Source organism: Novosphingobium mississippiense (genome assembly GCF_044029535.1).
GTDB lineage: Bacteria > Pseudomonadota > Alphaproteobacteria > Sphingomonadales > Sphingomonadaceae > Novosphingobium.
Genome location: NZ_CP147001.1, coordinates 3,040,040 through 3,063,540 on the forward strand (window position 1 = coordinate 3,040,040; position 23,501 = coordinate 3,063,540).

Genomic DNA, 23,501 nt, shown 5'->3' on the forward strand with positions numbered 1-23,501 from the left:
GCGATGCTGCACACCGGTTTCCGTTTCGGCATGGTGGGCGTGGTCAACACGCTTGTCGGACTCGCCGTGATCGCCGCGCTGCTATGGCTGGGCGCTGGCGACTGGATTGCCAACGCGGCCAGCTATGCGATCGGCCTGTGCGTTTCGTTCACGCTGAACCGGCGATGGACCTTCGGCGTCCGGGGGGCCGTAGCCTCACGGGAAATCGCCCTGTTTCTGGCGGTATTCGCAGTGGCCTACGGAACCAACCTTGCAGTTCTGGCCACGATGCGCAGCCTTGGCTTTACGGAGAACCTGATCGGCCAGGGTGCCGCGATGATCGCCTATTCGATCACGTTCTTCCTGCTTTCGCGTCGCTTCGTGTTCGCCCCGGCGGGTACCGCGCGATGAGGAACCTGACAGCGCGGGAACGCGCGGCAACCGGCGGGGCCGACTGGCGCAAGGGATATGTGCCGGGTGCTTGGGCACTTGTCCTGGTGCTGCTGGCCTGCGTGCCCCTGATCGTGCCGCAAGTGCCGCCACTGACCGATCTGCCCGCGCACATGTCGCGCTTCATGATCCAGCAGGACGCGGGGCGTTCGGCCGACATCGCACGCTGGTACCACTTCCGGTGGAACCTCATTCCCAACCTGGGAACAGACCTCCTCGCCTTCGTGCTGGAGCCGCTGCTTGGCCTGACGCTGACGATGAAGGCGATCGCCATCCTGATCGTGGCCCTGCAGACGGCGGGCTATCTGCTGCTGTCGCGTGCCGCGCACGGACGAATCGCCGCAAGTGCGCTGTTCGCGCTGCCGCTGGCCTATGGATATCCCTTCAATTACGGCTTCATCAACTTCACGCTGGCAACGGCGCTGGCAACGCTTTCGCTGGCCCTCTGGATCAGTCCGTGGATGGTGGCCCGCCCTCGCCTGCGCTGGCTGCTGTTCTGCCCGATTGCCGGAGTGGTGTGGATCAGTCATCTCGCCGGATGGGCCGTCCTGTGCATCGTGGTGGGCTGCTGCGAACTGGTTGCCCGCATCGAAGACGGCGACCGCTTCTGGCGCGCGGCCGTCACCGGCTTCGTCGCCAGCAGTTGCCTGCTGGTGCCCCAGGCGCTCAGCCTGCTGTGGCCGCACACGCCGGACCACCTGCCGACCCATGGCTGGTTCCTGCTGCCCCAGAAGATGTTCTTCATCGCCAATGTCCTGGCCGACCGCTGGGCCCAGTTCGATTCGCTGAGTGCGCTGATGCTGGTGATCCTGACGGTGCTGGCCTGGCGATCGCCCGCCGTCGCGGTGCACAAGGGGCTGACGCTGGCCGCAGCGGTGCTGCTGGGCGTGTTCTGGATCATGCCCGGCTGGGTCTACGGATCCTACTATGCCGACATGCGCATGGTGCCGACGATCTTCGCGCTGGCCCTGATCGCGCTGCGTCCGGTTGCCGGATCGCGCGCGCTGGGCTGGCTGGTCGTGCTGGGCCTTGCCTTCTTCGGCGCGCGGCTGGCCGGAACCACCATGAGCATGGCCCTGTGGGATCGCCAGATCCGCCAGGAAACCGCCGTGCTGGACCAGCTTCCGCGCGGATCGCAACTGGTTACCTTCAATGCCATGCCGTGCCGCCCCTATCTCCTGCAGGGCCGGCTGCGAAACGTGCATATCGCCAGCTATGCGCTGATGCGCCGCCATGCCTTTGCAAACGACCAGTTCGCCATGTCCGGTGGCCAGTTGCTGAGCATTACCAACCCCGCCGCCGCCCCGTTCGACCGCGATCCCACGATGATCGAGATCGGCGAGCCCTGTGCGGGCCTAGTGCAGGTGTTCGGCAAGGCGCCGGCCAATGCGCCGGTGCCGCTGTTGCAAAGCGTGGAACAAGTGCCGGGGACGGTCCCCTTTCTCTGGATCATCTGGCAGGATACGCGCGCCTTGCCGGTGCCGGGCTGGGTTCCTTTCGCCCGCGCCGGCGACCACGGCCAATCGATGCTCTACCGCCGCGCGCCATAGATTCGTTCCGCCGAGTGCGCCCATGCGCTCGCCCGCAGGCATAAATCCTCGCGCATCGTCCGCCAGCGTGTAACCTCCGCCCACGATGGGACGAACCCGTCAGGATATGCTGATGCGCACCGGCGAAACCGAACTCAGGGACTGGATGGTCCGCGCCCTCGATGGCGACGCCCGCGCCTATGCCCGCTTGCTGGAGGCGCTGGTGCCGCGCCTGCGCGCCTTCTTCCGGCGCCGGATGCGCGGGCAGGACGATGATATAGAGGATCTTCTGCAGGAAACGCTGATCGCCTTGCACTCCCGCCGCATGACCTACGACCCGGCGCGCAGTTTCACCGGCTGGCTCTATGCGATCGCCCGCTACAAGATGATCGACCACTTCCGGCGCCAAGGCCGCACGGTGCCGATCGACGGGCTGGAAGACAGTTTCTCGATCGACAGTTTCGAGGATGAAGTGGGCGCCAACCTCGACACCGATGCCCTGCTGGCGACGATCCCCGACAAGCAGGCCCGCGCCATTCGCGCCACGCGGATCGACGGGCTTTCCACCGCCGAGGCCGCAGCACGAGAGGGGATGGGCGAATCGGATGTGAAAGTCTCCACCCACCGCGGCCTCAAGGCACTGGCCGCGCGCGTGCGGGAGGCACTGAAATGAAGCCCCGGGACATGGATCGACAGCGGACCACTTGCGACCATCTCGTCGCCTCGCTCAGCGCGGACTTGTGCGCGGTGCCCCGCCATGCGGCGGCGCGACGGATCGTGACCGGCCTCCTGCTGGGCGCGGTGGTCACGGGAATCATGCTCGTGCTCGGCCTCGGCATCCGGCAGGATCTGGGGCAGGCCATGCAGGGCGGCGGGTTCTGGATGAAGACGGTCTATGTCGCCACGCTGGGCGCGGTGGGTCTGGTGGCGACGCTGCACCTTGCCCGCCCGGACTGCGGGCCGCAGCGGCGGCTATGGCTGCTTGTCCTGCCGCTGGGCTTGCTGGCCTGCGCGGCCGCGCTGGAATTGGCGCATACGCCGCCTGCGCAATGGCTGGGGCTGTGGCGGGGCCATAGCTGGAAGATCTGCGCCGCCATGGTCTTCGTGCTGGCGCTGCCGATGCTGGCCGGCCTGCTCTGGGCCTTGCGACGGCTGGCCCCCACCCGGCTGCGCCTGGCCGGGGCGATGGCCGGCTTTGCCGCCGGGGCATGGGCGGCATGTCTCTATTGCCTGCACTGTGCGGAAACCTCGGCGCTTTTCGTGCTGACCTGGTATTCGCTGGGCATTGCCCTTGCCACCGGTCTGGGGGCGCTGCTGGGGCCGCGCGTTTTGCGCTGGTAGGCGCGGCAAAAGCCCCCGTGCGTATTTCGCCGTAAGGGGCCATTAGACAATAAAAAGCGGTTTTCCGCCATCGTCTTACGGGCTGACTGGCGCCGCACGCGCAAGGACTTTCCGGGAGACGGAGCGAGGGACGGCGAGTCGCGCGCACAGGCAGCAAGCGCTTTTCCATTCCCTGCGCGTCGGACGCGAGACCGCGCCGCCGCAGCCAGCGAACATCAAAAGAGATGCCCATGACGCCCGCGCCGCCAAGGGAAAACCTTTTCGCCCGCCATGCCACGGGCATTGCCATCGGTGTAGTGACCGCCGCCTTCCTGCTGGCGGCGCTGATGTTCGCGATGCAGGACGCCGCGCTCACCCGCGCTCGTGGCTGGGTCGACCATACTTACACGGTCCGCCGGCACATATCGCTTTTGCGCGATCTCTACGAAAGCGCGACAGCGTCCCAGCCCGGCTATGTCGTCACCGGAAATCCGGACTTTCTCCAGACCTATCGCGATGCCTTGCGCGACGGGCGAAGCGCCCGGCCGAACGATGCGCGTACGCCGATGCATCGGTCCATCCGGCAGGAACAGGCACTGCTGCGCACCCTGACCGCCGACAATCCATCGCAGCAGGCCAATCTCGACGAACTCGACATCCGCAGCCGGGCGCTGCTGGACCATCTGGCAACCACCATCAAGACACGCGAAGCCCAGTCCGGGGAAACGGCGGAGGCAGCGGAAGCCAACCTGGCCCACGGCAATGCGCTGATGGCGCGGGTGCGCGAACAGCTTTCGATCATGACTGCGGAGGAAGAACACCTGCTGATGCAACGGCAGGAAGTGGATGCCGCCAACCTCGATCACAACAAGTGGCTGATGGGCAGCATTACCCTGGTCTCGTACTTCGGCATCATCATCGCCGTCTGGCTCTATCAGCGCAACCGCGCCCGCACGCAGGCCCTGCAGTTGCTCTACACGCAGGAACTGGAGAAGCGCGAGGAAGAGCTGAAGATGCAGCAGGAGGAACTCAAGGCCTCCAACGAGGAAATCGAGGTTTCGAACGAGGAGCTGGAGGAAAAGACCAGCGCGCTGGAGGAACAGAACGAGCGTATCCGCGCCCAGTCCCGCGATCTGGAAGAGGCCAAGCGCCTGATCGAACAGAAAGTGCGCGAGGTGGAGCAATCCTCCAAGTACAAGTCCGAATTCCTGGCCAACATGAGCCACGAACTGCGCACGCCGCTCAATTCGCTGCTGATCCTTTCGCGCAGTCTTGCCGCCAACGAGACGGGCAACCTGACGGACGAACAGATCGAGGAAGCCCGCGTCATCCACAGCGGCGGGCTGGAACTGCTGAACCTGATCAACGACATCCTCGACCTGTCGAAAGTGGAAGCCGGCAAGATCACCATCGTTGCCGAGGATACCCCGGTCGATGCGATCGTCGGCCGCCTGCAGCAAGGGTTCGAACGCGTGGCGCAGGACAAGGGCGTCGCCTTCCGCATCGAATGCGATCCCGCCCTGCCCGCGCGCATCGACACCGACACCCAACGGGTCGAGCAGATCATGAAGAACCTGCTGTCCAACGCCTTCAAGTTCACGGAGCAGGGCGCGGTCACGCTCTCGCTGCGGCGGGTTCTGGCGGGCGAGACGCTGCAGCGCGCGGATCTCGACCCCGCGGGCACGATCGCGCTTGCGGTGACCGACACGGGCATCGGCATAGAGGAAAGCAAGCTCAAGGACATATTCGAGGCTTTCCAACAGGAAGACGGCTCTATCGATCGCCATTACGGCGGCACCGGGCTGGGCCTGACGATCGCCCGCAAGTTCGCACAAGTGCTGGGCGGCGAAATCCACGTGCAGAGCGTGAAGGGCCAGGGATCCACCTTCACGCTGTTCCTTCCCATCGGCCGGACCGGCCTGTCCGCCCCGCTGTCCGCCCCGCTGATCGCCCCATCGCCGGCCGCCGCGCTGACCGTGCCGCCAGCGGACGCCTCCGCCGAACGCACGCCGGTGCGGCGCTTCATCGACGACGATCGGCTGGCGATCCATCCCGGCGACCGCGTGCTGCTGATCGTGGAGGACGATCCCGTCTTCGCGCGGATCCTGATGAAGACGGCGCACAAGCGCGGCTACAAGGTGCTGGCCGCCGGAGACGGCAAGAGCGGTCTGGTCATGGCCGCCGAATATCCCGTCACCGCGATCCTGCTGGACTTGCGTCTGCCCGATATCGGCGGGCTGGTCGTGCTCGATCAGCTGAAACACGCGCTGCGCACGCGGCACATTCCCGTGCACATCATTTCCGGGGTCGAGGATGTCGAGCCCATGGCCCCCCTTCGCAAGGGGGCCATGGGCTTCCTTGCCAAGCCCGTGGCCGAAGAGGACATCGATACCGCCTTCACGCGGATAGAAACCTTGCTTCATGCAGAGATCAAGCGGGTTCTGCTGATCGAGGACGACCGCGCCACCCAGACCGCGATCCGCACCCTGCTGACGCAGAAGAACATCGAGATCAGCGTTGCCGAAACCGGCGCCGGCGCGCTGACCCGGATGAGGCAGCAGGCCTTCGACTGCGTGATCCTGGACCTCAGCCTGCCGGACATGACCGGCTTCGAATGGCTGGAAAAGGCGGAAGGACTGATCGGGGAGGACGGACGCCCGCCGATCATCGTCCACACCGCGCGCGATCTGACCGAGGAGGAGAACCGCAACCTCGCCCACTACACCGAAAGCATCGTGATCAAGGGCGCCTCTTCGTCCGAGCGCCTGCTGGATGAAGTCACCCTGTTCCTGCACAGCGTCGAATCCAGCCTGTCCGACGACCAGCAGGCCCTGATCCGGATGCACCACGACCCGGACCTGACGCTGAAGAACCGCACCGTGCTGCTGGTGGATGACGACATGCGCAACACCTTCGCGCTTTCGAAAGTGCTGAAGAAGCACAACCTCAATCTGGTGATCGCGGACAACGGCCAGATGGCGCTCGAAAAGCTGCGCGAAAACAGGGGCATCGAACTGGTGATCATGGACATCATGATGCCGGTGATGGACGGCTATCAGGCGATGCGCGAAATCCGCCGCAATCGCGAATGGGATGGCGTGCCGATCATCGCGCTGACGGCGCGCGCCATGCCGGAAGAAGTCGACCACTGCATGAATGCCGGCGCCAACGACTACATGACGAAGCCGGTCGACATAGACAGGCTGCTGACGCTGCTGCGGGTCTGGCTGTTCCGCCAGGAGAAGGCGGCGTGAAACTGAAATTCACCCCCATCGCCCGCGCCCGCCCGCAGCCGGCGGAGGACGTTCCGGACGCCGGACCGGAGCCTTGGAGCGAGGGCCAGACCCTTGCTCCGGCAGGCACGCAGCCCCCGCGCGAGGATGTCGAAGCGATGGAGATCGCCCTTGTACTTGAAGCGATCCGCCGCCGCTGGAGCTACGATTTCACGCATTATTCGCACGCCTCCATCCGCCGCCGGCTGGATCAGGCGCGGCGCGCGGCCGGCATGAAGCACTTCAGCGAACTCCTCCCGCGCGTGATGCACGATCAGGGCTTCTTCGACAGGCTGCTGCGGTACATGTCGGTCACCGTGACGGAGATGTTCCGCGATCCACCCTGTTACCGCGCGATCCGCGAACGCCTGATCCCGGTGTTCAAGACCTATCCCTTCATCAAGATCTGGTGCGCGGGCTGCGCCACCGGAGAGGAAGTCTATTCGCTGGCAATCCTGCTGCACGAGGAAGGCTTTCTGGACCGCGCGCGCCTCTACGCCACCGATTTCAACAAGGATTCGCTCGATATCGCGCAAAAGGGAATCTACCCGGCGCGGGCGATGGCCAGCTATGCCGAGAACTACCGCCAGGCGGGCGGGCGCGGCGAATTCTCGGACTACTACAGTTCAAGCTACGGCTATGCGCGGATCAAGGGATTCCTGCGCGAACGGATCACCTTCTCCTACCACAATCTGGTGAGCGACGGCGTGTTCGGCGAGATGAACCTGATCACCTGCCGCAACGTGCTGATCTATTTCGACAAGACCCTGCAGGAACAGGTGCTGCACTTGTTCAACGATTCCCTGCGCCACGGCGGCTATCTGTGCCTGGGCGCCAAGGAGAGCCTGAACTTCTCGGCCGTGCGGCCCCAATACGATGCGCTGGATGGCCGACAGAGAATCTACAAGAAGCGGGGACTGGTCGCCCATGGTTGAACCGCGTTACGAAGCCGTGGTGCTGGGGGCATCCGCCGGCGGAATCCAGGCGCTGAAATCGCTGCTGTCCGCCCTGCCCGCACGGTTCGGCCTGCGCATGGCCGTGGTCCAGCACATCGACCCCAGTTCCACCGGCTATCTGGCCGAAATATTCGCGAAGGACTGCAAGCTTGCCGTCACCGAGGCGGAGGACAAGTCGGACTTTCTGGGCGGCACCGTCTATGTCTCGCCCGCCGGCTATCACCTGCTGGTGGAGCCCGACCGCAGCCTCAGCCTCTCGGTCGACGAGAAGGTCAATTACTGTCGCCCTGCCATCGACCCGCTGTTCGAAAGCGCGGCGGATACGTTCGGCCCGGGACTGATCGGCGTGGTGCTGACGGGCGCCAACCGCGATGGGGCAAGCGGCCTGCAATATATCCGCGCGCGCGGCGGGCGCACCATCGTCCAGGATCCGGCCACCGCCGAATCCCCCTCCATGCCTCGTGCCGCGCTGGATGCCGGGCCGGTGGACGACGTTCTGCCCTTGTCCGACATCGCCGCGCTGCTGGGTCGGCTGGGCAGCGATACCCCATCGCCCCCCGCGATCACGAAGGCCGAGTCCAAGGCCGGGCCCAAGGCCAAGTCGAAAGCCAGTTCAAAGGAACACCGGGCATGACGACCGCAACCCTTGGCAGCACCCTGCAAGCCGCCGGCCCCATGCCCCGGACGGAACTCCGCCCGAAGATCCTGTTGGTGGACGATCGCTGGGAAAACCTGCTGGCCACCGAAAAAGTGCTGAAGCCGCTGCAGGCGGACATCTTCAAGGCGGCATCGGGCAACGAGGCGCTTTCGCTGGTGCTGCGGCACGATTTCGCCATCGTCCTGCTCGACGTGCAGATGCCGGAGATGGACGGGTTCGAAACCGCCATGCTGATGCAGGAACACGAAAGCATGGCCGGCGTGCCGATCATCTTCGTGACGGCCATTTCCAAGGAGGACAAATATGCCTCCAAGGCGGCCGAGATCGGTGCGGTGGACTACATCTTCAAGCCGATCAATCCCGACATCCTGAAGAGCAAGGTGAAGGTCTATCTGGACCTCTATGTGCAGCGGCAGCAGATCCTGCACCTGAACGCCATCCTGTCGCAATCGAACGAGGAACTGGAGCGGTTCGCGTACATCTGTTCGCACGACATGCAGGAACCCGTGCGCATGATGAACGCCTTCGCCGGTCTGCTGGCCGAAAGTTCGGACGAAAGCCTGGGCGAAGGCGGCAAGCGATACCTGAACTTCATCCTCGACAATGCCCGGCGCATGCAGAAGATGATCAGCGACATCCTGACGTTCTCCCGCGTGGGGCGGGAAGAGATCGCGCTGGAAGAGGTCGATTGCGAGGCGATCCTCGCCGAAATCCTCATCGAATTCGAAGATCTGATCGAAAGCAGCGGCGCGCGGGTCACCTATGCCCCGCTGCCCCGTCTCGAAACCAGTTCGACGCTGATCCGCGTGCTGTTCCAGAACCTGATCGGCAATGCCCTGAAGTTCCAGAACGGCAATCAGCCGCCTGAGATAACCATCTCTGCCGCAAGACAGGGGCCATTCTGGCGATTTTCGGTGAAGGACAACGGCATCGGCATCGATGAAGGCTTCCGCGCGCGGATCTTCACCATCTTCCAGCGCCTGCACCGCAAGGAAGACTATCCCGGCACCGGCATCGGCCTCTCCACCTGCCGCAAGTTCATCCAGCTCTGCGGCGGGGACATCGATTTCACCTCGGCGCCCGGCCAGGGCACCACCTTCCATTTCACGCTCCCAAACAAGGAGGCCGGCCATCATGAAGCCATTTAAGATCCTGATCGTGGAGGACAACGAAGGCGACGTGGAGATGACGGAGCGCGCGTTGAAATCCGCCGAACAGCCCTGTTCGCTGACCATCGCCCATGATGGCGTGCAGGCGCTGGAAATGCTGCGCCCCGAACCCGGCGCGGACGGCGCCGCCGGTTCGGGCGGCGACCTGCCGCCGATCCCCCAGTTGATCCTGCTGGACATCAACATGCCGCGGATGGACGGCAAGGAACTGCTCGCCACCGTCAAGGCCGACGCCCGGCTGCGGCACATTCCGGTGGTGATGTTCACCTCGTCGGAATCGCCGAACGACATCCGCGAATGCTACGAGCGGCACGCCAGCTGCTATGTGGTGAAGCCTTTCAACGGCCGCAAATATGCCGAAGCCCTGCACGACGTGGTCAGCTTCTGGAGCACGACCAGCCGCCTGCCGCTGTGAACCCGATTTTCGCAAGAAGATGTTGGAGCGGGTGAGGGGAATCGAACCCCCGTATTCAGCTTGGGAAGCTGCTGCTCTACCATTGAGCTACACCCGCGCCGGCGCTTGGCCAGAAGCGAGCCATTGCCACGCCGACGCGCATTCCGTCAATACGCGCGGCGCCGATATTTACCGGCAGCGGGCATGAAAAAGCCCGGTTCGAGCGCATCGAACCGGGCAAGGGTGGATCTTTGAATCCATTCGAAACTTCAGGCCAGACCCTCAGGGCGTGAGGGTCACCATGACCACACCGTGGGGTTCGACTTCGGCCGAATAACTGCCTTTCATCGCGCCAAGGTCGCGGTGCGCCCAAAGGTCGCGCAGCTTGAGCGACTGGCCTGCCGGATAGTCCAGCTGCGCCCAGGTCACCGTCAGCTTCACCGGCGTCTCGCCCCGGTTGAACAGCAGTGCGGCGCGCTTGCCGTCGGCCAGGGTGCGGACCCAGACCTCGCCGTTGCCGTCCTTGGCAATACGGCGACCCTGGCGGCCCAGCTTGTCCTGATCGACCGCGATCACGTCCTTGTTGAGAAGGATCGCCTTGGTATCCGCACTCATGTTCGCGACATCGTTGCCGGCGATCAGCGGCGAGGCCATCATTGCCCAGAGCGAGAAATGGCTGCGGTATTCGGTGGTGGTCATGCCGCCGTTGCCGACTTCCAGCATGTCCGGATCGTTCCAGTGGCCCGGCGCGGCATAGGGCCACAGCGGCTCGTTCAGGTCGACGATATCGAGCATACCCAGCGCATAGCCGTGCTTGCCCGACCACTTGTCGGTAATGTCGCCCGTGGTGCGCCAGATGTTGCCGATCTTCGAGGCCCAGAGCCACGGCTTGTTGGTGCCCCATTCGCACAGCGAGAGCAGCACTTCACGCCCGGTGGAGCGCAGCGCGTCGGACATTAGCGCATAGGCTTCCTCCGCATTGCGGCTGCCGGTGCTGCACCAGTCGTACTTCAGGTAATCGACGCCCCACGACGCATAGGTGATCGCGTCCTGATACTCGTGCCCCTGGCTGCCCGGGCGGCCGCCGCAGGTCTTGGTGCCGGCGTCCGAATAGATGCCGAACTTCAGCCCCTTGGAGTGCACGTAGTCGGCCGTGGCCTTGATGCCCGAGGGGAAGGCCTTGGCATTGGCGGTGATGAAGCCCTTGGCATCGCGCTCGCCATGCCAGCAATCATCGACGACAAGATAGTTGTAGCCCGCATCCTTCATGCCGGTGGAGACGATCGCATCCGCCGTTTCGCGGATCGTCTTTTCCGAGATGTTACAGGCGAACTTGTTCCAGCTGTTCCACCCCATCGGCGGGGTCTGGGCCAGGCCGTTGGCCACGCGCGTCGGGTCCTGCGAGGGGGGCAGGCGGTTCTGGTCGACCTCATCGGCCAACGCCGGATTGGTAAGCGCCAGAGGAGCAAGGCTCAGGACGAGCGCGGCGATCTTCGCGAAACGCGACATGGTGGGGATTCTCTCTTTAATGCTTAGTTCGGGCAGATCGCGCCGGTGGGATCGGCATCGAGCTTGACGGTGGAGACGGAGATCGTCTGGCCCGCATTGCCTTGCAGCACGAAGGGACGCGAAATCTTCGTCATGTCCGCACCGGCCTTGGCGAAGCAGGACAGCGAAACCTTGACGCTGGCCCACTGACCCGGCGCGGCGGTGAAGACCTTGCCGCCATCGACGAAAGTCTCACCCACGCCCAGCTTCGGCGCAGCGGCGCCCGCCCCCGAACCTTGGGCGTCGACACGGTAGTCGATGCGCAGGCTGAGCATGGCGTTGCTCTGACGATTGAGATCGACCGTCGGCCCTTCGATGCGCACTTCGCCGGGGCCGGAGAAGCTGAACTGGCGCGCACCTTCCTGCGTGCCGCCGCCGTCGACGTTCTTCACCGCGACCGCACCGCCCGTGGCGAGTTTCCACGGCGTCAGCACCTTGCCCGGCAAGTAGTAGACCGAGACGTTGGACAGCGAGGCATCGAGCCCGGCCACTTCGCTCAACTGCGGGACCGAGGTCTTGTCCTTGTAGGTCAGGCCATAGCCATAGGCGAACTGCGGATCGTAACCCGGCTGGCCGACATTGTTGGCGAACTGGCCGGCGTTCTTCGGCCAGGAATAGCTGAGCTTGCCGCGGAAATCCTTGTTCGGCGTGCCGTCCTTCCTGGCGACCAGCACATCGGCAAGCCCCTCACCTTCCGAACCGGGCAGGAAGGCGGCGACGAAAGCGTCGGACTGGTTGATTTCCGGATTCACCCAGAGCGCGCGGCCGGAGATGAACACCGAGACCACCGGGATGCCGGCCGCCTTCAGCGCCTTCAGCTGCGCCAGCGCCTGCTTGTCGCCCGGCTGGAATTCCAGCGTGGAGATATCGCCGACCATTTCGGCATAAGGCGTCTCACCGAAGACGACGACGGCGACATCGGGCTTCGTCCCCGTCACCTTGCCGTCCGCACTCAGCGTGGCGGTGCCGCCCGCTGCCTCGATCGCGGTCTTCAAGCCGCCCCAGATCGAGGTGGCACCGGGGAAGTCGGCATTGGTGTTGCCGGTGCCCTGCCACGACATCGTCCAACCGCCGGTCTGCATGCCGATATCGTCGGCATGGGTGCCGGTGACGAGCACCTTTTGGCCCGGCTTGATCGGCAGCAGGGCGCCGTTGTTCTTCAGCAGCACCAGCGATTCCGCCGCCGCCTGACGCGCCACCGCGCGATGTTCGGGCGTGCCGAGTTCGGTGCGGTGCTCATAGGGGCGGGCCGGATCGAACAGGCCCAGCTTGAACTTCACGCGCAGGATGCGGCGCACCGCATCGTCCACGCGCGCCATCGGGATCGTGCCGTCCTGAACCTGCTTCAGCGTGTTGTTGAACAGGTCCTTCCAGTCGTTCGGCACCATCGCCATGTCGAGACCGGCGTTGAACGTCTGCGGGCAATTGCCGTTGGTGCAGCCGGGGATCTGGCCATGCGCATTCCAGTCGCCCACGGTGAAGCCTTCGAAGCCCAGACGGCCCTTCAGCACGTCGGTCAGCAGCGTCTTGTTGCCGTGGTTCTTGACCCCGTTCCACGAGGAGAAGCTGGCCATCACCGTCATCGCCCCGGCATCGATGCCGCTGACGTAACCGGGCACGTGCAGCTCGATCAGGTCCTTCTCGGGGACTTGCGCATCGCCTTGGTCGATACCGCCATGAGTGCCGCCGTCGGCGAGGAAGTGCTTGATCGATGCGGCGACATTGCCGTTCTGGATGCGGCTCTTGCCCGGCACACCCTGAAGCCCGCGCACCATCGCGGCGGAATATTCGCGGGTGATCTCCGGCCGTTCCGAATAGCCTTCGTAGGCGCGGCCCCAGCGATCGTCCTGCGGCACGGTGACGGTGGGACCGAAGGCCCAGTCGAAGCCGGAGGCGGCGCTTTCGGCAGCGGTGACCTGCCCGATCTTCTCCATCAGTGCCGGATCGCGCATCGCGCCAAGGCCGACGTTGTGCGGGAAAATCGTGGCGCCGAAGACGTTGGAGTTGCCGTGGACCGAATCCATGCCGAAGATCACCGGGATCGGCACGTGGCCGGGGCGTTTCTCGATCGAGACCTGGCGGAAGGCTTCGGCGGTGGCGATCCAGTCGCTGGCGGGGCCACGATCGTTGCCCGAAAGCGGCGGATCGTTGCCGCCGCCCAGGATCGAGCCGACCGGATATTCGCGCAGTTCTTCCGGCTTCATCGAGGCGATGCTGGGCTGGATCATCTGCCCGACTTTCTCGCGCACCGACATCTCGGCCATCATCTTGGTGATCTTCGCCTCGGTCTCCGGATCGACCAGGCCGACGCTCTTGGCCTTGGGCCAGAGTTCGGGATGCGCGGTGGCGGCCGCAGGCAACGGCGCGTCAGCCGATGCCGCGGCGAACGGAACGGCGGCGCAGGACAGGGCAAGAAGGGAAAGCGTCAGTCGCATCGGTTTTCCTAGGCGGAGTGTAGCGCGGATTGGGGCGCAGCATATTGCGCAGCAGACGCCGCGCAAGTCCCTGCAATGAACTCTTCATGCGTGGCGGCCTGCCCCACGGCACGGGCGATAGCGGCGCGCATCTGCTCGAAGGATCCGGCCAGTTCCTGGTTGGAAAACTGATCGGCCAGCGGGTCGTACCGCCGCGGCAAAATATCGAAACCGGCGAACATCGACAGCCAACTGGGCGCCTGGAACGAATCCCATTCGAAGCGCGGCAGCTTGCCCGAACCCTGATAAGTGCGGATGCGCTGCGCCAGCGTTTCCGGCAGGTCGAGCGCGCGGCATTCCTGCCACATCGCCTCATCCCGCTGCCCGCCCCAGTAGTGCAGCAAAAGAAAGTCGCGGATGCGCGCATATTCCAGCGCGGTGATGCGGTTGAACTCGTCCGCCAGCGTGGGATCGAAATCGCGATCGGGGAAATGGGCGAGCAGACGCTCGATCCCGCTCTGGATCAGGACGATCGAGGTCGATTCCAGCGGCTCCAGGAAGCCTGCCGCCAGCCCCAGCGCAACGCAGTTCTTCTCCCACACCTTGGTGCGGTGCCCGGTGCGGAAGCGCAGCATGTTGGGCTCTGCCAGCGCCTCGCCCTCAAGGCTGGCGATCAGCGTGGCGGTCGCTTCGTCGTCGGAAATGTGGCGACTGGAATAGACGTAGCCGTTGCCGACGCGATGCTGCAGCGGAATGCGCCATTGCCAGCCGGCGGAGCGGGCGGTGCTGCGGGTATAGGGCGTGAAAGCATCCCCGTGGGTGCAGGGCATGGCCACGGCACGGTCGCACGGCAGGAGATGCGTCCAGTCTTCGTAGGGAACGTCCAGCGTCTGGCCCAGCAGCAGGCTGCGGAAACCGGAGCAGTCGACGAAAAGGTCGGCCTCCAGCACGCGCCCGTCGCTCAGCGTGACCGAGGCGATACGGCCGTTCTCACCGTTGCGATCGGCACCGGAGATCGTGCCTTCGACATGGCGCACGCCCAGCAGATCGCGCGCGCGCTGCGACAGGAAGCGGGCGAACAGGCCGGCATCGAAATGGATCGCCCAGTCGAACACGCCCAGGTCGTTGGCGGGCTGTTCGGGCGGCAGCAGCATCAGGTTGCGCATCGCCGCCTGCGTGGGCAGGCAATATTCGGACAGCGGCGTCTGGTCGCCCGCCATGTGACGCTTCAGCCAGTACTGGTGGAACGGCACCGAAAAGGCATCGACGCCATAGCGGCCAAAGGGGTGGAAGAAGCTGGTTCCGGGGCGCAGCCAGTCGCGGAATTCGATGCCCAGCTTCACGGTGCCCTGCGACGCCTGCATCACTTCGGCCTCGGTCACGCCGATGGCCTTGAAGTAGTCGCGGATCGCGGGAACCGTCGCCTCGCCCACGCCGACGGTGCGGATGTCGGGGCTTTCGACCAGGGTAATTTCGATGGGCAGGCGGCGCAGGCGCGTTGCCAGCAGGTTGGCCGCCATCCAGCCGGCGGTGCCGCCGCCGACGATCAGGATCGAACGAATCGGTTCGTTTGCCATGGCTTACTCTCCCGGCAAGCTTGTTAGGCTGTAAACCTCACCGATGCTGCCTGAAAAAGGGATCCCCCCGCCCGGAGGAGGAGTGGGCGGGGGGAAGGGGGGGAGGAGCTGTTAGAACTTGACGCGAACGCCAGCGGTGTAACGACGCTCGAAGATGTTGTTGTAGGCCTTCTCGTCCTTCCAGGTGAGGTAGTACTTCTCGTACTCGCCCGTCAGGTTCGAACCCTGCGCATAGAGGGTCACGTTCGGCGTGACGTCATAGCTGACCGATGCGTCGACGTAGTTGGTCGGCGCCTGGTAGAGTTCGAGGCCCTGGATGCCGCCGAAGTCCGACTGGACGGCGCGCTTGGAACGGAAGTTCCATGCGACACGCGCCTGGAAGTGCGAGTCCTGATAGAACAGCGCGGCGTTGGTCTGGATCTTCGAGTTGTCCTGGAACGGAATTTTGCCGCCGGCCAGGTCCTTCTCACCCGTATCGGACGGCGAGAAGGTGAAGTTGGTGTCGATACCGAAGTTGCGCAGGAAGTCCGGCATGAAGCTGAGGTCGAGGAACGAGAGCTTGGCGCCCGCCTCGATACCCTGCAGCGTGCCGCCCGTGCCCTGCACCGGCGTGCTGATCGACACGGTACGGCCGCGCACCACGCCGTCGTTGTCCGGCAGGTCGGTACGGATGACGTTGCCGCTCTGGATGAAGCTGTCCACCGCGATGTGGAACGCACCCAGGCTCAGCAAGCTGCCGCGGCCCATGTAGTATTCCAGCGAGGCTTCGACATTGGTCGCGCGCCACGGATCGAGCAGCGGGTTGCCGTTCTGGCTGCCGCCGGTCACGCGGAACACCGGGGTGCCGGGAATGCTGGCGTCGATAGCGTAGTTCGGGGTCAGACCGCCGCCCCACTGGTTGAGATCGAGCAGCGTCATCGTCTTCGAGAAGGCGACGCGGAACTTCAGGTTCTGTGCGAAGTCGAAGGCGACGTTGAAGGCCGGCAGCACATCGGTGAAGCTGCGCTTGGTCTCCACCGAACCGGCCAGGGTATTGGCAAGGCCGTAAGGCTGCGGCAGGCCGGTGGAGTACTGCGTCACGTCCAGCTTGGTGTTGATGATCTTGACGCCGGCGTTACCCGAGAACGGCAGGCCGAACAGATCGCCCTTGAAGTCGGTCTGGATATAGCCCGAGATCTGCTTGACGCCCACCTTGTAGGACGAGCCGGGGTTCATCACCTCGACATTGCCGGGGTAGAAGCTGTCCTGATAGGCCTGCGCGTTGTCCATCGCCTTGGGGTTGAGGACGTACATGTTCGGCACGCCGGCAACGCCGGGGTTGAACAGCTTGACCATGCCGGACAGCGTCGGATCCGTCGCCGGGCGGGTCAGGCCGGCGGTATAGAAGCCGGAAGCGTCGCCCGCGTTGCACGAGTCGGAGTTCATCGGAACGTCGAACGCCTTCCACTTCACAAGGCAGCCGTTCGGATCGCTGGCCTGGCCGGCATAGAGCGGCGCGGCGCGATCGAATTCATAGTCGCTGACCGAGCGGTCCGAATAACGGGCGCCGAAGCTGACGGTGACGTTCGAGTTGGCTTCGTAGGAACCATCCGCACGCACGACCTTCATGTCGCCGTTCTTGCGGAAGTTGCCTTCGGACGACAGCGTCTTGAGCGCGTAGTTGCTCATGTCGCCCAGCTCGTTCACCAGCTGCGAGGGCAGCGTGAAGACAGGCTTGTTGCCGGTGAAGTCCACCGTAGCCGGCAACGAATTCAGGCCGGCAAGGGTGTTGACGGTGTAGCCGTTCGGATTGAACTCACGGTCGCCGTCCGGATAGTGGCCGATACCACCCGGCTGCCACTGCTGGCCGTTCGTCATGCTGAACTGGGTGTAGCTCTGGTCGTAGTACTGGTGCGCCTTGCCATAGACGCCGCGCAGGCTGGCCTTGAACGGGCCGCCGTTGTCGAACTTCAGTTCAAGGTTGTAGTTCTGCGACTGCGAGCGATAGCGGTCGGTCTGGGCATAGGAATCGAAGTTGCCCAGATCGTAGTCATACACTTGCGTGGTGTTGACATTGTAGGTGCGGCCATCGTTGCCAACCACGGTGGCGCCGGTGTCGCGGGACTGGCCGGGCATGAATTCCGCCGCCTGCCAGTTCACGTTCTGCATCTGGAAGCCGGCCGTGCGGTCGTGCTCGTCCTGCTTGGTGAAGAAGGCGTCGCCGGTCAGCGTCAGCGCATCGTTGATTTCCCACTGCGCCGAACCGTTGATGCCCAGGCGTTCGCGCTGGTTGATCTTGTTCCAGCCGGTGAAGCCCTGCGGGACGATGAACGCATCGTTCGAATCGCCATCGCCGTTCACGTCCACACCGCCGGCCACGGCCGTGCCGCGTGCGCGGTTGGCGGGCGAGAAGCCGTTGGTCGACGTGGCGTCGGCGGTGCCTTCGTTATGCAGCGCGGCGCCGTAGCCTTCCTGGATGCCGTTATGCGAATTCGACAGGCGCACATTCGAATAGGCGGCAGAGACCATGAAGCCGAAGCGGTCGTTGTGCCAGGAGATCAGGCCATTGAAGTTCGGATCGAACTCGTGCTTCGTCTTGTCGCCATAGGAACCTTCGGCGGCAGCCGCGAAAGTGAACCCTTCCTTCAGATCGAACGGACGGCGCGTGCGCAGGTTGACCGTACCGGTGATGCCCGAATTCAGCAGGTTCGCGGTGGTCGACTTGATGACGTCCGCGCCGGAGAACAGCTGGGAGGGGATGTCGTTGAAGTTCGGCTGGACCGAAGTGATCGACTGCGCGCCCAGATAGGTTTCGCCGTTCATCAGCGTCACCACCTGCGGCAGACCGCGGATGTTGATGGTGGAACCTTCACCGGCGCTGCGCAGGATCTGCACGCCCGGGATGCGCTGAAGCGAGTCCGAGATGGTGACGTCGGGCAGCTTGCCGATGTCTTCGGCGGAGATCGAATCGACCACCGAGGTCGCGTCGCGCTTGATGGCGACGGCGCGTTCCTGCGAACCACGGATACCGCTGATGACGATTTCGCCGCCGGCATCGGCAGGGGCATCGGCAGAGGTGCCAGTCGCCGCCTGCGGTGCGCCTGCGGGAGCAGCAGCGCCAATGTCGGCCATCGCCAGACGCGTTGCCGCACCGGTGACGACGGGTGCCGCCTCCTGCGCGAAGGCGCCATGCGCCGTGCCCAGCGCAACGATCGACGTTGCCGTCAGCAGCACGCCACGATTCAGGAAACCATGTCGGGTCATTCCCCCAAAACTCCTCTCCTCACACGCGCTTTGCGTGGTTCTGTTCTTTTTGCGGAGAGGGTGTCGGCCTTGGGGCCGCTTGCGGGTTCCTCTCCTGCCACGAGGGTTCTTGTGACTCGTGTTGCCTTAGACATCCGCGCAAACCCCAATGTCGTCAACTTAAATTTTTTCTTTTTTGTTAGTTTGCGTAACCAAGTGGATGTAGTCAGGGGCCATGAAAAGAGAGGATCGCACCCGCAAGGCTGCGGAGCAGGCTGGACAACAGACCGCCCCGGCTTCCGAAAATCCGGCCGGAAGCGGCGCGCGGCAGCACGCGGCACCCGCGCAGGGCCGCCGCCTGGCCGTTTCGCTGTCCGGCACCAATCTGGCGCGGGCCAGCGACTACAACCAGCGCATCGTGCTGCAGGCGATCCGCCTGGCCAGCGAAACCACGCGTATCGCGCTGGCCAACCAGACCGGCCTGACCCCACCGACGATCGCCAACATCACCACTCGGCTGGAGGATATGGGCCTTGTCGCGCAGATCGGGCGCAAGCACGGCGGGCGCGGGCAGCCTGCCCTGCGGCTGGCGATCGACCCCGATGGCGCCTTCGCGATCGGCCTCAATGTCGACCGCGATCACATCACTTTGGTCACCCTGGACCTTGCCGGCGAAGTCCGCAGCCGGGTGACGCGCGAAGTGCGGTTCGCCCTGCCGGCGGACGTGGTGGCGATCATCGCGGAAGAGCTCGACGGTTTGCTGACTGCCGGCAAAGTGGACCGCGGATGCGTGCTGGGCGTCGGAATTGCGCGGCCAGACGATCTGGGCGGCATCGCCCTACCCCACAAACCGGCCGGCTATGAAAGCTGGAGCGCGGTGGATTTCGCCCAGTTGCTGAAGGATGTCCTGCCTTGGCCGATCCATGTCGACAACGACGCGGCGGCGGCGGCGCTGGGCGAAGCGCAAGGCGTGGGCGGGCAGGAACGGCCAAGTTTCTTCTACCTGCTGATCAGCGCCGGCCTTGGCGGCGGCCCGGTGATCGACGGTTCCTACTATCGCGGCGCGCGATCGCGCAGCGGCGAAATCGGCCTGCTGCCCGATCCCGGCGGCGCCACGCCGGGTGCGGTGGTGCAGGATACCGTTTCGCTCTCCGCGATCGAGGAACGGCTGGAACTGGCGGGCCGCAAGCTTGCGCAGCTGGACGATCTGCTGGCCCTCGATCCGGTCATGGCCACCACCGTGGATCAGTGGATCGCCGATGCCACCCGCGCGCTTACCGCGCCGCTGACGGCGGTTTCCTGCCTGCTGGACCCTGACGCTATCCTGATCGGCGGGCGCCTGCCGCTGCCCTTGATCGAACGGCTTTCGGCGCGGATCGAGGCCGCACTGGGTCAAGTGCCGATGCCCAACCGGGTGCCGGTGCAACCCGCGCAGATGGCCAGCGATGCCCCCGCGATCGGCGCGGCGATCCTGCCGTTCCTGGACGAACTGCTGCCTTCGGACACGATTTTGATGCAGGCGGGCCGCTCGCTCGGAATCTAAAAAAAAGAAATTGTCTTAATTTCTCGACCTGCCATGATGGGCCTCCATGGCATGAAGCGGCGCGCGCCAGAGTGGGAAAGCGCGAACGCGACTGGAGAGGGCTTTCTATGAAGCGCATTATGCGCAGGGCAGCACCGTGACGCTGCGCATCGGTATCGATTTCGGCGGCACCAAGATCGAGGCAGCCGCCCTCGACGAGCAGGGCCTGGTACTTCATCGGCAGCGGACGGAAACGCCCGGCAGCTACGACGTGGCCTTGTCGACGCTGCGCGATCTTGTCGCCGCCGTGGAAGGCCGCCTTGGCCGCCGTGCGCTGGTCGGCATCGGCACCCCCGGATCGGCGGCGCGGGACACCGGGCTGATCCGCAACGCAAACTCCGTCTACCTCAACGGCCAGCCCTTCCAGCGAGATCTGGAACAGGTGCTGGGCCGCGAAGTGCGACTGGCCAACGATGCCAACTGCTTCGCCCTGTCCGAAGCCGTGGACGGCGCGGCGGCAGGCAAGGTTTCGGTGTTCGGGCTGATCATCGGCACCGGCTGCGGCGGTGGACTGGTTATCGACCAGAAGGTGATCGGCGGGCCGCATGGACTGACCGGCGAACTGGGCCATATGCCCCTGCCCGATCCCCAGCCCGACGAACTGCCCGCGCCCACCTGCTGGTGCGGCCTTCGCGGCTGCTTCGAATCGTGGGTTTCGGGCACCGGCTTCCGCCGCGCCTTTGCCGCGGCGACCGGGCGCGATCTTGGCGCCCCCGCCATTGTCGAAGCAGCGCTGAACGGCGATCCCGAAGCGATCGTGGCACTGGATCGTTACCGCGACCGGCTGGCGCGTGGCCTTGCCGTCGTCGCCAACCTGATCGATCCGGACGCCATTGTGCTGGGCGGCGGCATGTCCAACGTCGCGCCGATCTATGACGGGCTGGCCGAAGCCATCCGCGCGCGCACTTTCTCCGGCGCGTGGACGGGCGACGTGGTGCAGGCCCGCTGGGGCGACAGTTCCGGCGTGCGCGGCGCGGCGCTGCTGTGGACGGTCGAGGAGGCGGCTGCAGCCTCCTGAGATTTTCACGCGGAGGCACGGGAAAGGGTGACTTGCGCCGCAGGTTTCCCCTTCCTGCTCACCCTACCACATCGGGCAAGGTTGAGCAGGATGGCGCGGCTTCGCCGCTATCCCCTCCGCGCGAAACCCTGAATTCAGGGGACCGCGCGCAAGGCACAGGTCTTGGCGGACAGCCCTTCGACCTGCCGCGCGCCATCCACCGCCAGTTCAAGACTCACCCCTTGCGTGCCAAAGCGCGGCCATTCGGGCAGCCCCGGACCGTTCGGATCGCCGGTACGCGCGAAGTTCGTCCAATAGGCCGCCAGCGGCGCTGCCGCGTCCGATGCAGCGCCTTCCTCACCCAACACGAAGCGGATTTCGGAGGCATGGCTTACCCGCTTGTCGCCGGGGCCATCGACATCGAACTGATAATGCCAGGTGGTCCCGCCAGCCCGCGTGCGCTCGGCCGCGACATGGAGCGCCGGGCAGCGGAAGGTCATGTCATTGGCCAGTTGCAGGGCAAGGTCGGCCGGCGGCGTACCGCCCGGCGTCAGGCCGTAGACCGCCTTGGCCGCCCCCGCATTGCTGCCGAAGCCCTGCTCTATGGCACGCTCCGGCGTGCCGTAGAGGCCCAGTTCGTAGAAGTTGTTGCCCAGGATTAGCGGCACCTGGCTGCCGGTGCCCCGTGCGAGCGAGGCGGCGGGCGTTTCGGTGATCACCTGACCATCGACCACGGCCTGAAGCCAGATGAAGCTGTCGTCATCCAGGTTCGGCACATCGGCGTGCTCGCTCGCCTCGATCAATGCCTTGGCGGGCAGCGCGCGAAGCTGCGCGGCGGTGGCATGGGCGGGTGCCCCGGCGCCCTTGGCGATGATCTCGCCCACCGCCTCGTTATCCGCCAGTGAGCGTGGCGGCACGCCGAAACCGGGGGTACCGCTTTCCTCGATCGCCTTGTGGAACAGCCCCTTGGCGCCGGGCGAGAGCAGTTGCAGCCCCACGTCCTGTGCGCCGGCGGATTCGCCGAAGATGGTGACATTGCCGGGATCGCCGCCGAAGCGCGCGACATTGGCCTGCACCCAGCGCAACGCCGCCTGCTGGTCCATCAAGCCATAGTTGCCCGAATGCGCGCCCAGCGCCGGATGCGACATGAAGCCAAGCGCGGACAGGCGATAGTGCAGGCTGACCAGCACCACCCCGCGCGCGACGATCGGCGAATCCGCCGCGCCGGCATCGCCACCGGCGCGGTTGCCGCCACCATGGATCCACACCATCACCGGCAACGGCTTGGCCGGCCGCAGCGCAGGCGTGGCGACGTCGAGGTAGAGGCAATCTTCCGACTGGTTCGCCGCCGCGTCGTGATTCCAACCGTAGTCGATCTGGATGCAGGCGGGCGCGGACCGGGTGGCGTCGCGCGTGCCCTGCCAATGTCGCACCGGCTGCGGCGCACGCCAGCGCAAGTCGCCCACCGGCGGTGCGGCAAAGGGGATGCCCCGGAACACCGCACGGCCATCCTTGCCGGTCTCGCCCCGGATCGCGCCGGCATCGATCTGGACGACGGATGCCGGCCGGGGTGCGGGTGCGGGTGCGGGTGCGGCGGCGGCCGGCGTCGATGCCGCCAGCGCCACGGTGGCAAGCGCCAGGCTCATGGGATATTCGCTGCGGCGATGGGACGCGGTACGGGTTTGGCCATGGCCGCCTTGAACGCCGCTTCGGCCACCCTGTTCATCACTTCGTAGCCGGCGACGGTGGGGTGTACGTGATCGGACGTCAGCCCATCCCGCGCGCCGAGGCCGGATCCCTTCATCGCCGTCCAGTAATCGGCGTAGACCGAGCCGGTCTTGGCCGCATAGCTCTTCAGCCAGGTGTTGAGCTTGACGATGTGCATGCCCGTCTCCAGCCCCGGACGCCACGGAAACTGGTCCGCCGGCGGGATCGAGGCCAGAATCACGCGGATGCCGTTCGCCTGCGCCAGTTCCACCATCGATCGATAATTGCCCTGGATCGCTTCATCGCTGATCGGGCCGGTGTTGCTGGCGATATCGTTGGTGCCGGCCATGATCTGCACGACATCGGGCTTCAGGTCGATCACGTCCTGCCGGAAGCGCAGCAGCATCTGCGAGGTGGTCTGCCCGCCGATGCCGCGCCCGATCCGGCCCGGCGTGAAGAAGGCGCGGTCGAGATCGTACCAGCCCTGCGTGATCGAATCGCCCATCAGCACGATGCGCGGGCGCGGCGCCTTGGCGGCGTCCACCGCGTTCGCCTCACGATAGCGCGCGGCCCACGCCCAGTCGGTATGGAGCCGCTCTTCCGCCGCCTGCATCCCGGCATTGGCGGCAGCGTTCGGTGCCGCCGGGGCCGTGGGTGCGGGCTGGGCCATGACCGCCCCCGGCAGCAGGAACGCGGAAAGGGCAAGGCAGGCAAGATTACGCTTCAA

General features: G+C 65.2%; 17 protein-coding genes and 1 tRNA gene. 11 read left to right on the plus strand and 7 right to left on the minus strand.

Annotated features, from left to right (window positions below; genetic code table 11):
• Positions 1-3: 3 nt before the first annotated feature.
• The 9 genes from WBP06_RS14415 to WBP06_RS14455 all read left to right on the plus strand — a co-directional run bounded on the left by WBP06_RS14415 (position 4) and on the right by WBP06_RS14455 (position 9,748).
• Positions 4-390, plus strand: a complete 387-nt coding sequence (locus tag WBP06_RS14415; RefSeq protein WP_395329110.1) for a GtrA family protein — start codon at positions 4-6, stop codon at positions 388-390.
• Positions 387-1,979, plus strand: coding sequence for a hypothetical protein (locus tag WBP06_RS14420; RefSeq protein ID WP_395329112.1), 1,593 nt, complete (start codon positions 387-389; stop codon positions 1,977-1,979). Before WBP06_RS14415 ends, WBP06_RS14420 begins: the two co-directional genes overlap by 4 nt.
• A 112-nt stretch (positions 1,980-2,091) precedes the next feature.
• The gene (locus WBP06_RS14425) at positions 2,092-2,631 is read left to right on the plus strand and encodes a sigma-70 family RNA polymerase sigma factor (protein ID WP_395329115.1); all 540 of its coding nucleotides are present in this window, start codon (positions 2,092-2,094) and stop codon (positions 2,629-2,631) included.
• Positions 2,628-3,299 (plus strand): DUF1109 domain-containing protein, encoded by a 672-nt coding sequence (locus WBP06_RS14430; RefSeq protein WP_395329117.1) that lies wholly within the window; start codon positions 2,628-2,630, stop codon positions 3,297-3,299. The genes WBP06_RS14425 and WBP06_RS14430 overlap by 4 nt, the downstream gene beginning before the upstream one ends.
• 230 nt (positions 3,300-3,529) lie before the next feature.
• Positions 3,530-6,532 carry a response regulator gene (locus WBP06_RS14435; RefSeq protein WP_395329120.1) on the plus strand — a complete coding sequence of 1,001 codons (3,003 nt, stop codon included), beginning with the start codon at positions 3,530-3,532 and terminating at the stop codon, positions 6,530-6,532.
• The gene (locus WBP06_RS14440; RefSeq protein ID WP_395329123.1) at positions 6,529-7,485 is read left to right on the plus strand and encodes a CheR family methyltransferase; all 957 of its coding nucleotides are present in this window, start codon (positions 6,529-6,531) and stop codon (positions 7,483-7,485) included. Before WBP06_RS14435 ends, WBP06_RS14440 begins: the two co-directional genes overlap by 4 nt.
• A complete protein-coding gene (locus WBP06_RS14445; protein ID WP_395329126.1) occupies positions 7,478-8,140 on the plus strand; it encodes a chemotaxis protein CheB in 663 nt (220 codons plus the stop codon). The genes WBP06_RS14440 and WBP06_RS14445 overlap by 8 nt, the downstream gene beginning before the upstream one ends.
• A complete protein-coding gene (locus tag WBP06_RS14450) occupies positions 8,137-9,312 on the plus strand; it encodes an ATP-binding protein (RefSeq protein ID WP_395329128.1) in 1,176 nt (391 codons plus the stop codon). Before WBP06_RS14445 ends, WBP06_RS14450 begins: the two co-directional genes overlap by 4 nt.
• Complete coding sequence (locus WBP06_RS14455) at positions 9,299-9,748, plus strand: response regulator (protein ID WP_395329131.1); 450 nt, start codon at positions 9,299-9,301, stop codon at positions 9,746-9,748. The genes WBP06_RS14450 and WBP06_RS14455 overlap by 14 nt, the downstream gene beginning before the upstream one ends.
• Positions 9,749-9,771: 23 nt before the next feature.
• Here the strand turns inward: WBP06_RS14455 and WBP06_RS14460 are convergent.
• From WBP06_RS14460 to WBP06_RS14480, 5 genes are all read right to left on the minus strand, one after another.
• Positions 9,772-9,845: transfer RNA gene (locus WBP06_RS14460), tRNA-Gly, on the minus strand.
• A 164-nt stretch (positions 9,846-10,009) separates the two neighbouring features.
• Positions 10,010-11,236, minus strand: a complete 1,227-nt coding sequence (locus WBP06_RS14465) for an alpha-galactosidase (protein WP_395329134.1) — start codon at positions 11,234-11,236, stop codon at positions 10,010-10,012.
• Positions 11,237-11,259: 23 nt separating this feature from the next.
• A complete protein-coding gene (locus WBP06_RS14470) occupies positions 11,260-13,710 on the minus strand; it encodes a glycoside hydrolase family 3 N-terminal domain-containing protein (RefSeq protein ID WP_395329137.1) in 2,451 nt (816 codons plus the stop codon).
• A gap of 8 nt (positions 13,711-13,718) precedes the next feature.
• The gene (locus WBP06_RS14475) at positions 13,719-15,266 is read right to left on the minus strand and encodes a tryptophan halogenase family protein (protein ID WP_395329139.1); all 1,548 of its coding nucleotides are present in this window, start codon (positions 15,264-15,266) and stop codon (positions 13,719-13,721) included.
• A 111-nt stretch (positions 15,267-15,377) separates the two neighbouring features.
• Entirely contained in the window at positions 15,378-18,509 is a 3,132-nt protein-coding gene (locus WBP06_RS14480; protein WP_395329141.1) for a TonB-dependent receptor, read from the minus strand.
• Between the two features lie 214 nt (positions 18,510-18,723).
• Here WBP06_RS14480 and WBP06_RS14485 point away from each other — a divergent pair, with 214 nt between their 5' ends.
• Positions 18,724-20,031, plus strand: a complete 1,308-nt coding sequence (locus WBP06_RS14485) for an ROK family transcriptional regulator (protein ID WP_395329143.1) — start codon at positions 18,724-18,726, stop codon at positions 20,029-20,031.
• 136 nt (positions 20,032-20,167) lie between these two features.
• On the plus strand, positions 20,168-21,088 hold the full coding sequence (locus WBP06_RS14490) for an ROK family protein (protein WP_395329146.1): 921 nt from the start codon (positions 20,168-20,170) through the stop codon (positions 21,086-21,088).
• A 134-nt stretch (positions 21,089-21,222) separates the two neighbouring features.
• Here WBP06_RS14490 and WBP06_RS14495 read toward each other — a convergent pair whose 3' ends face one another.
• Both WBP06_RS14495 and WBP06_RS14500 read right to left on the minus strand, forming a co-directional pair.
• On the minus strand, positions 21,223-22,713 hold the full coding sequence (locus WBP06_RS14495) for a carboxylesterase/lipase family protein (protein WP_395329148.1): 1,491 nt from the start codon (positions 22,711-22,713) through the stop codon (positions 21,223-21,225).
• On the minus strand, positions 22,710-23,501 hold the full coding sequence (locus WBP06_RS14500; protein WP_395329151.1) for a GDSL-type esterase/lipase family protein: 792 nt from the start codon (positions 23,499-23,501) through the stop codon (positions 22,710-22,712). The genes WBP06_RS14495 and WBP06_RS14500 overlap by 4 nt, the downstream gene beginning before the upstream one ends.

Coding starts and splice junctions, on each gene's coding strand:
- WBP06_RS14450 (WP_395329128.1), top strand. CDS start 8,137: ATGACGACCGCAACCCTTGGCAGCACCCTGCAAGCCGCCGGCCCCATG.
- WBP06_RS14485 (WP_395329143.1), top strand. CDS start 18,724: ATGAAAAGAGAGGATCGCACCCGCAAGGCTGCGGAGCAGGCTGGACAA.
- WBP06_RS14425 (WP_395329115.1), top strand. CDS start 2,092: ATGCGCACCGGCGAAACCGAACTCAGGGACTGGATGGTCCGCGCCCTC.
- WBP06_RS14495 (WP_395329148.1), bottom strand. CDS start 22,713: ATGAGCCTGGCGCTTGCCACCGTGGCGCTGGCGGCATCGACGCCGGCC.
- WBP06_RS14445 (WP_395329126.1), top strand. CDS start 7,478: ATGGTTGAACCGCGTTACGAAGCCGTGGTGCTGGGGGCATCCGCCGGC.
- WBP06_RS14435 (WP_395329120.1), top strand. CDS start 3,530: ATGACGCCCGCGCCGCCAAGGGAAAACCTTTTCGCCCGCCATGCCACG.
- WBP06_RS14455 (WP_395329131.1), top strand. CDS start 9,299: ATGAAGCCATTTAAGATCCTGATCGTGGAGGACAACGAAGGCGACGTG.
- WBP06_RS14470 (WP_395329137.1), bottom strand. CDS start 13,710: ATGCGACTGACGCTTTCCCTTCTTGCCCTGTCCTGCGCCGCCGTTCCG.
- WBP06_RS14420 (WP_395329112.1), top strand. CDS start 387: ATGAGGAACCTGACAGCGCGGGAACGCGCGGCAACCGGCGGGGCCGAC.
- WBP06_RS14465 (WP_395329134.1), bottom strand. CDS start 11,236: ATGTCGCGTTTCGCGAAGATCGCCGCGCTCGTCCTGAGCCTTGCTCCT.
- WBP06_RS14480 (WP_395329141.1), bottom strand. CDS start 18,509: ATGACCCGACATGGTTTCCTGAATCGTGGCGTGCTGCTGACGGCAACG.
- WBP06_RS14430 (WP_395329117.1), top strand. CDS start 2,628: ATGAAGCCCCGGGACATGGATCGACAGCGGACCACTTGCGACCATCTC.
- WBP06_RS14475 (WP_395329139.1), bottom strand. CDS start 15,266: ATGGCAAACGAACCGATTCGTTCGATCCTGATCGTCGGCGGCGGCACC.
- WBP06_RS14415 (WP_395329110.1), top strand. CDS start 4: ATGCTGCACACCGGTTTCCGTTTCGGCATGGTGGGCGTGGTCAACACG.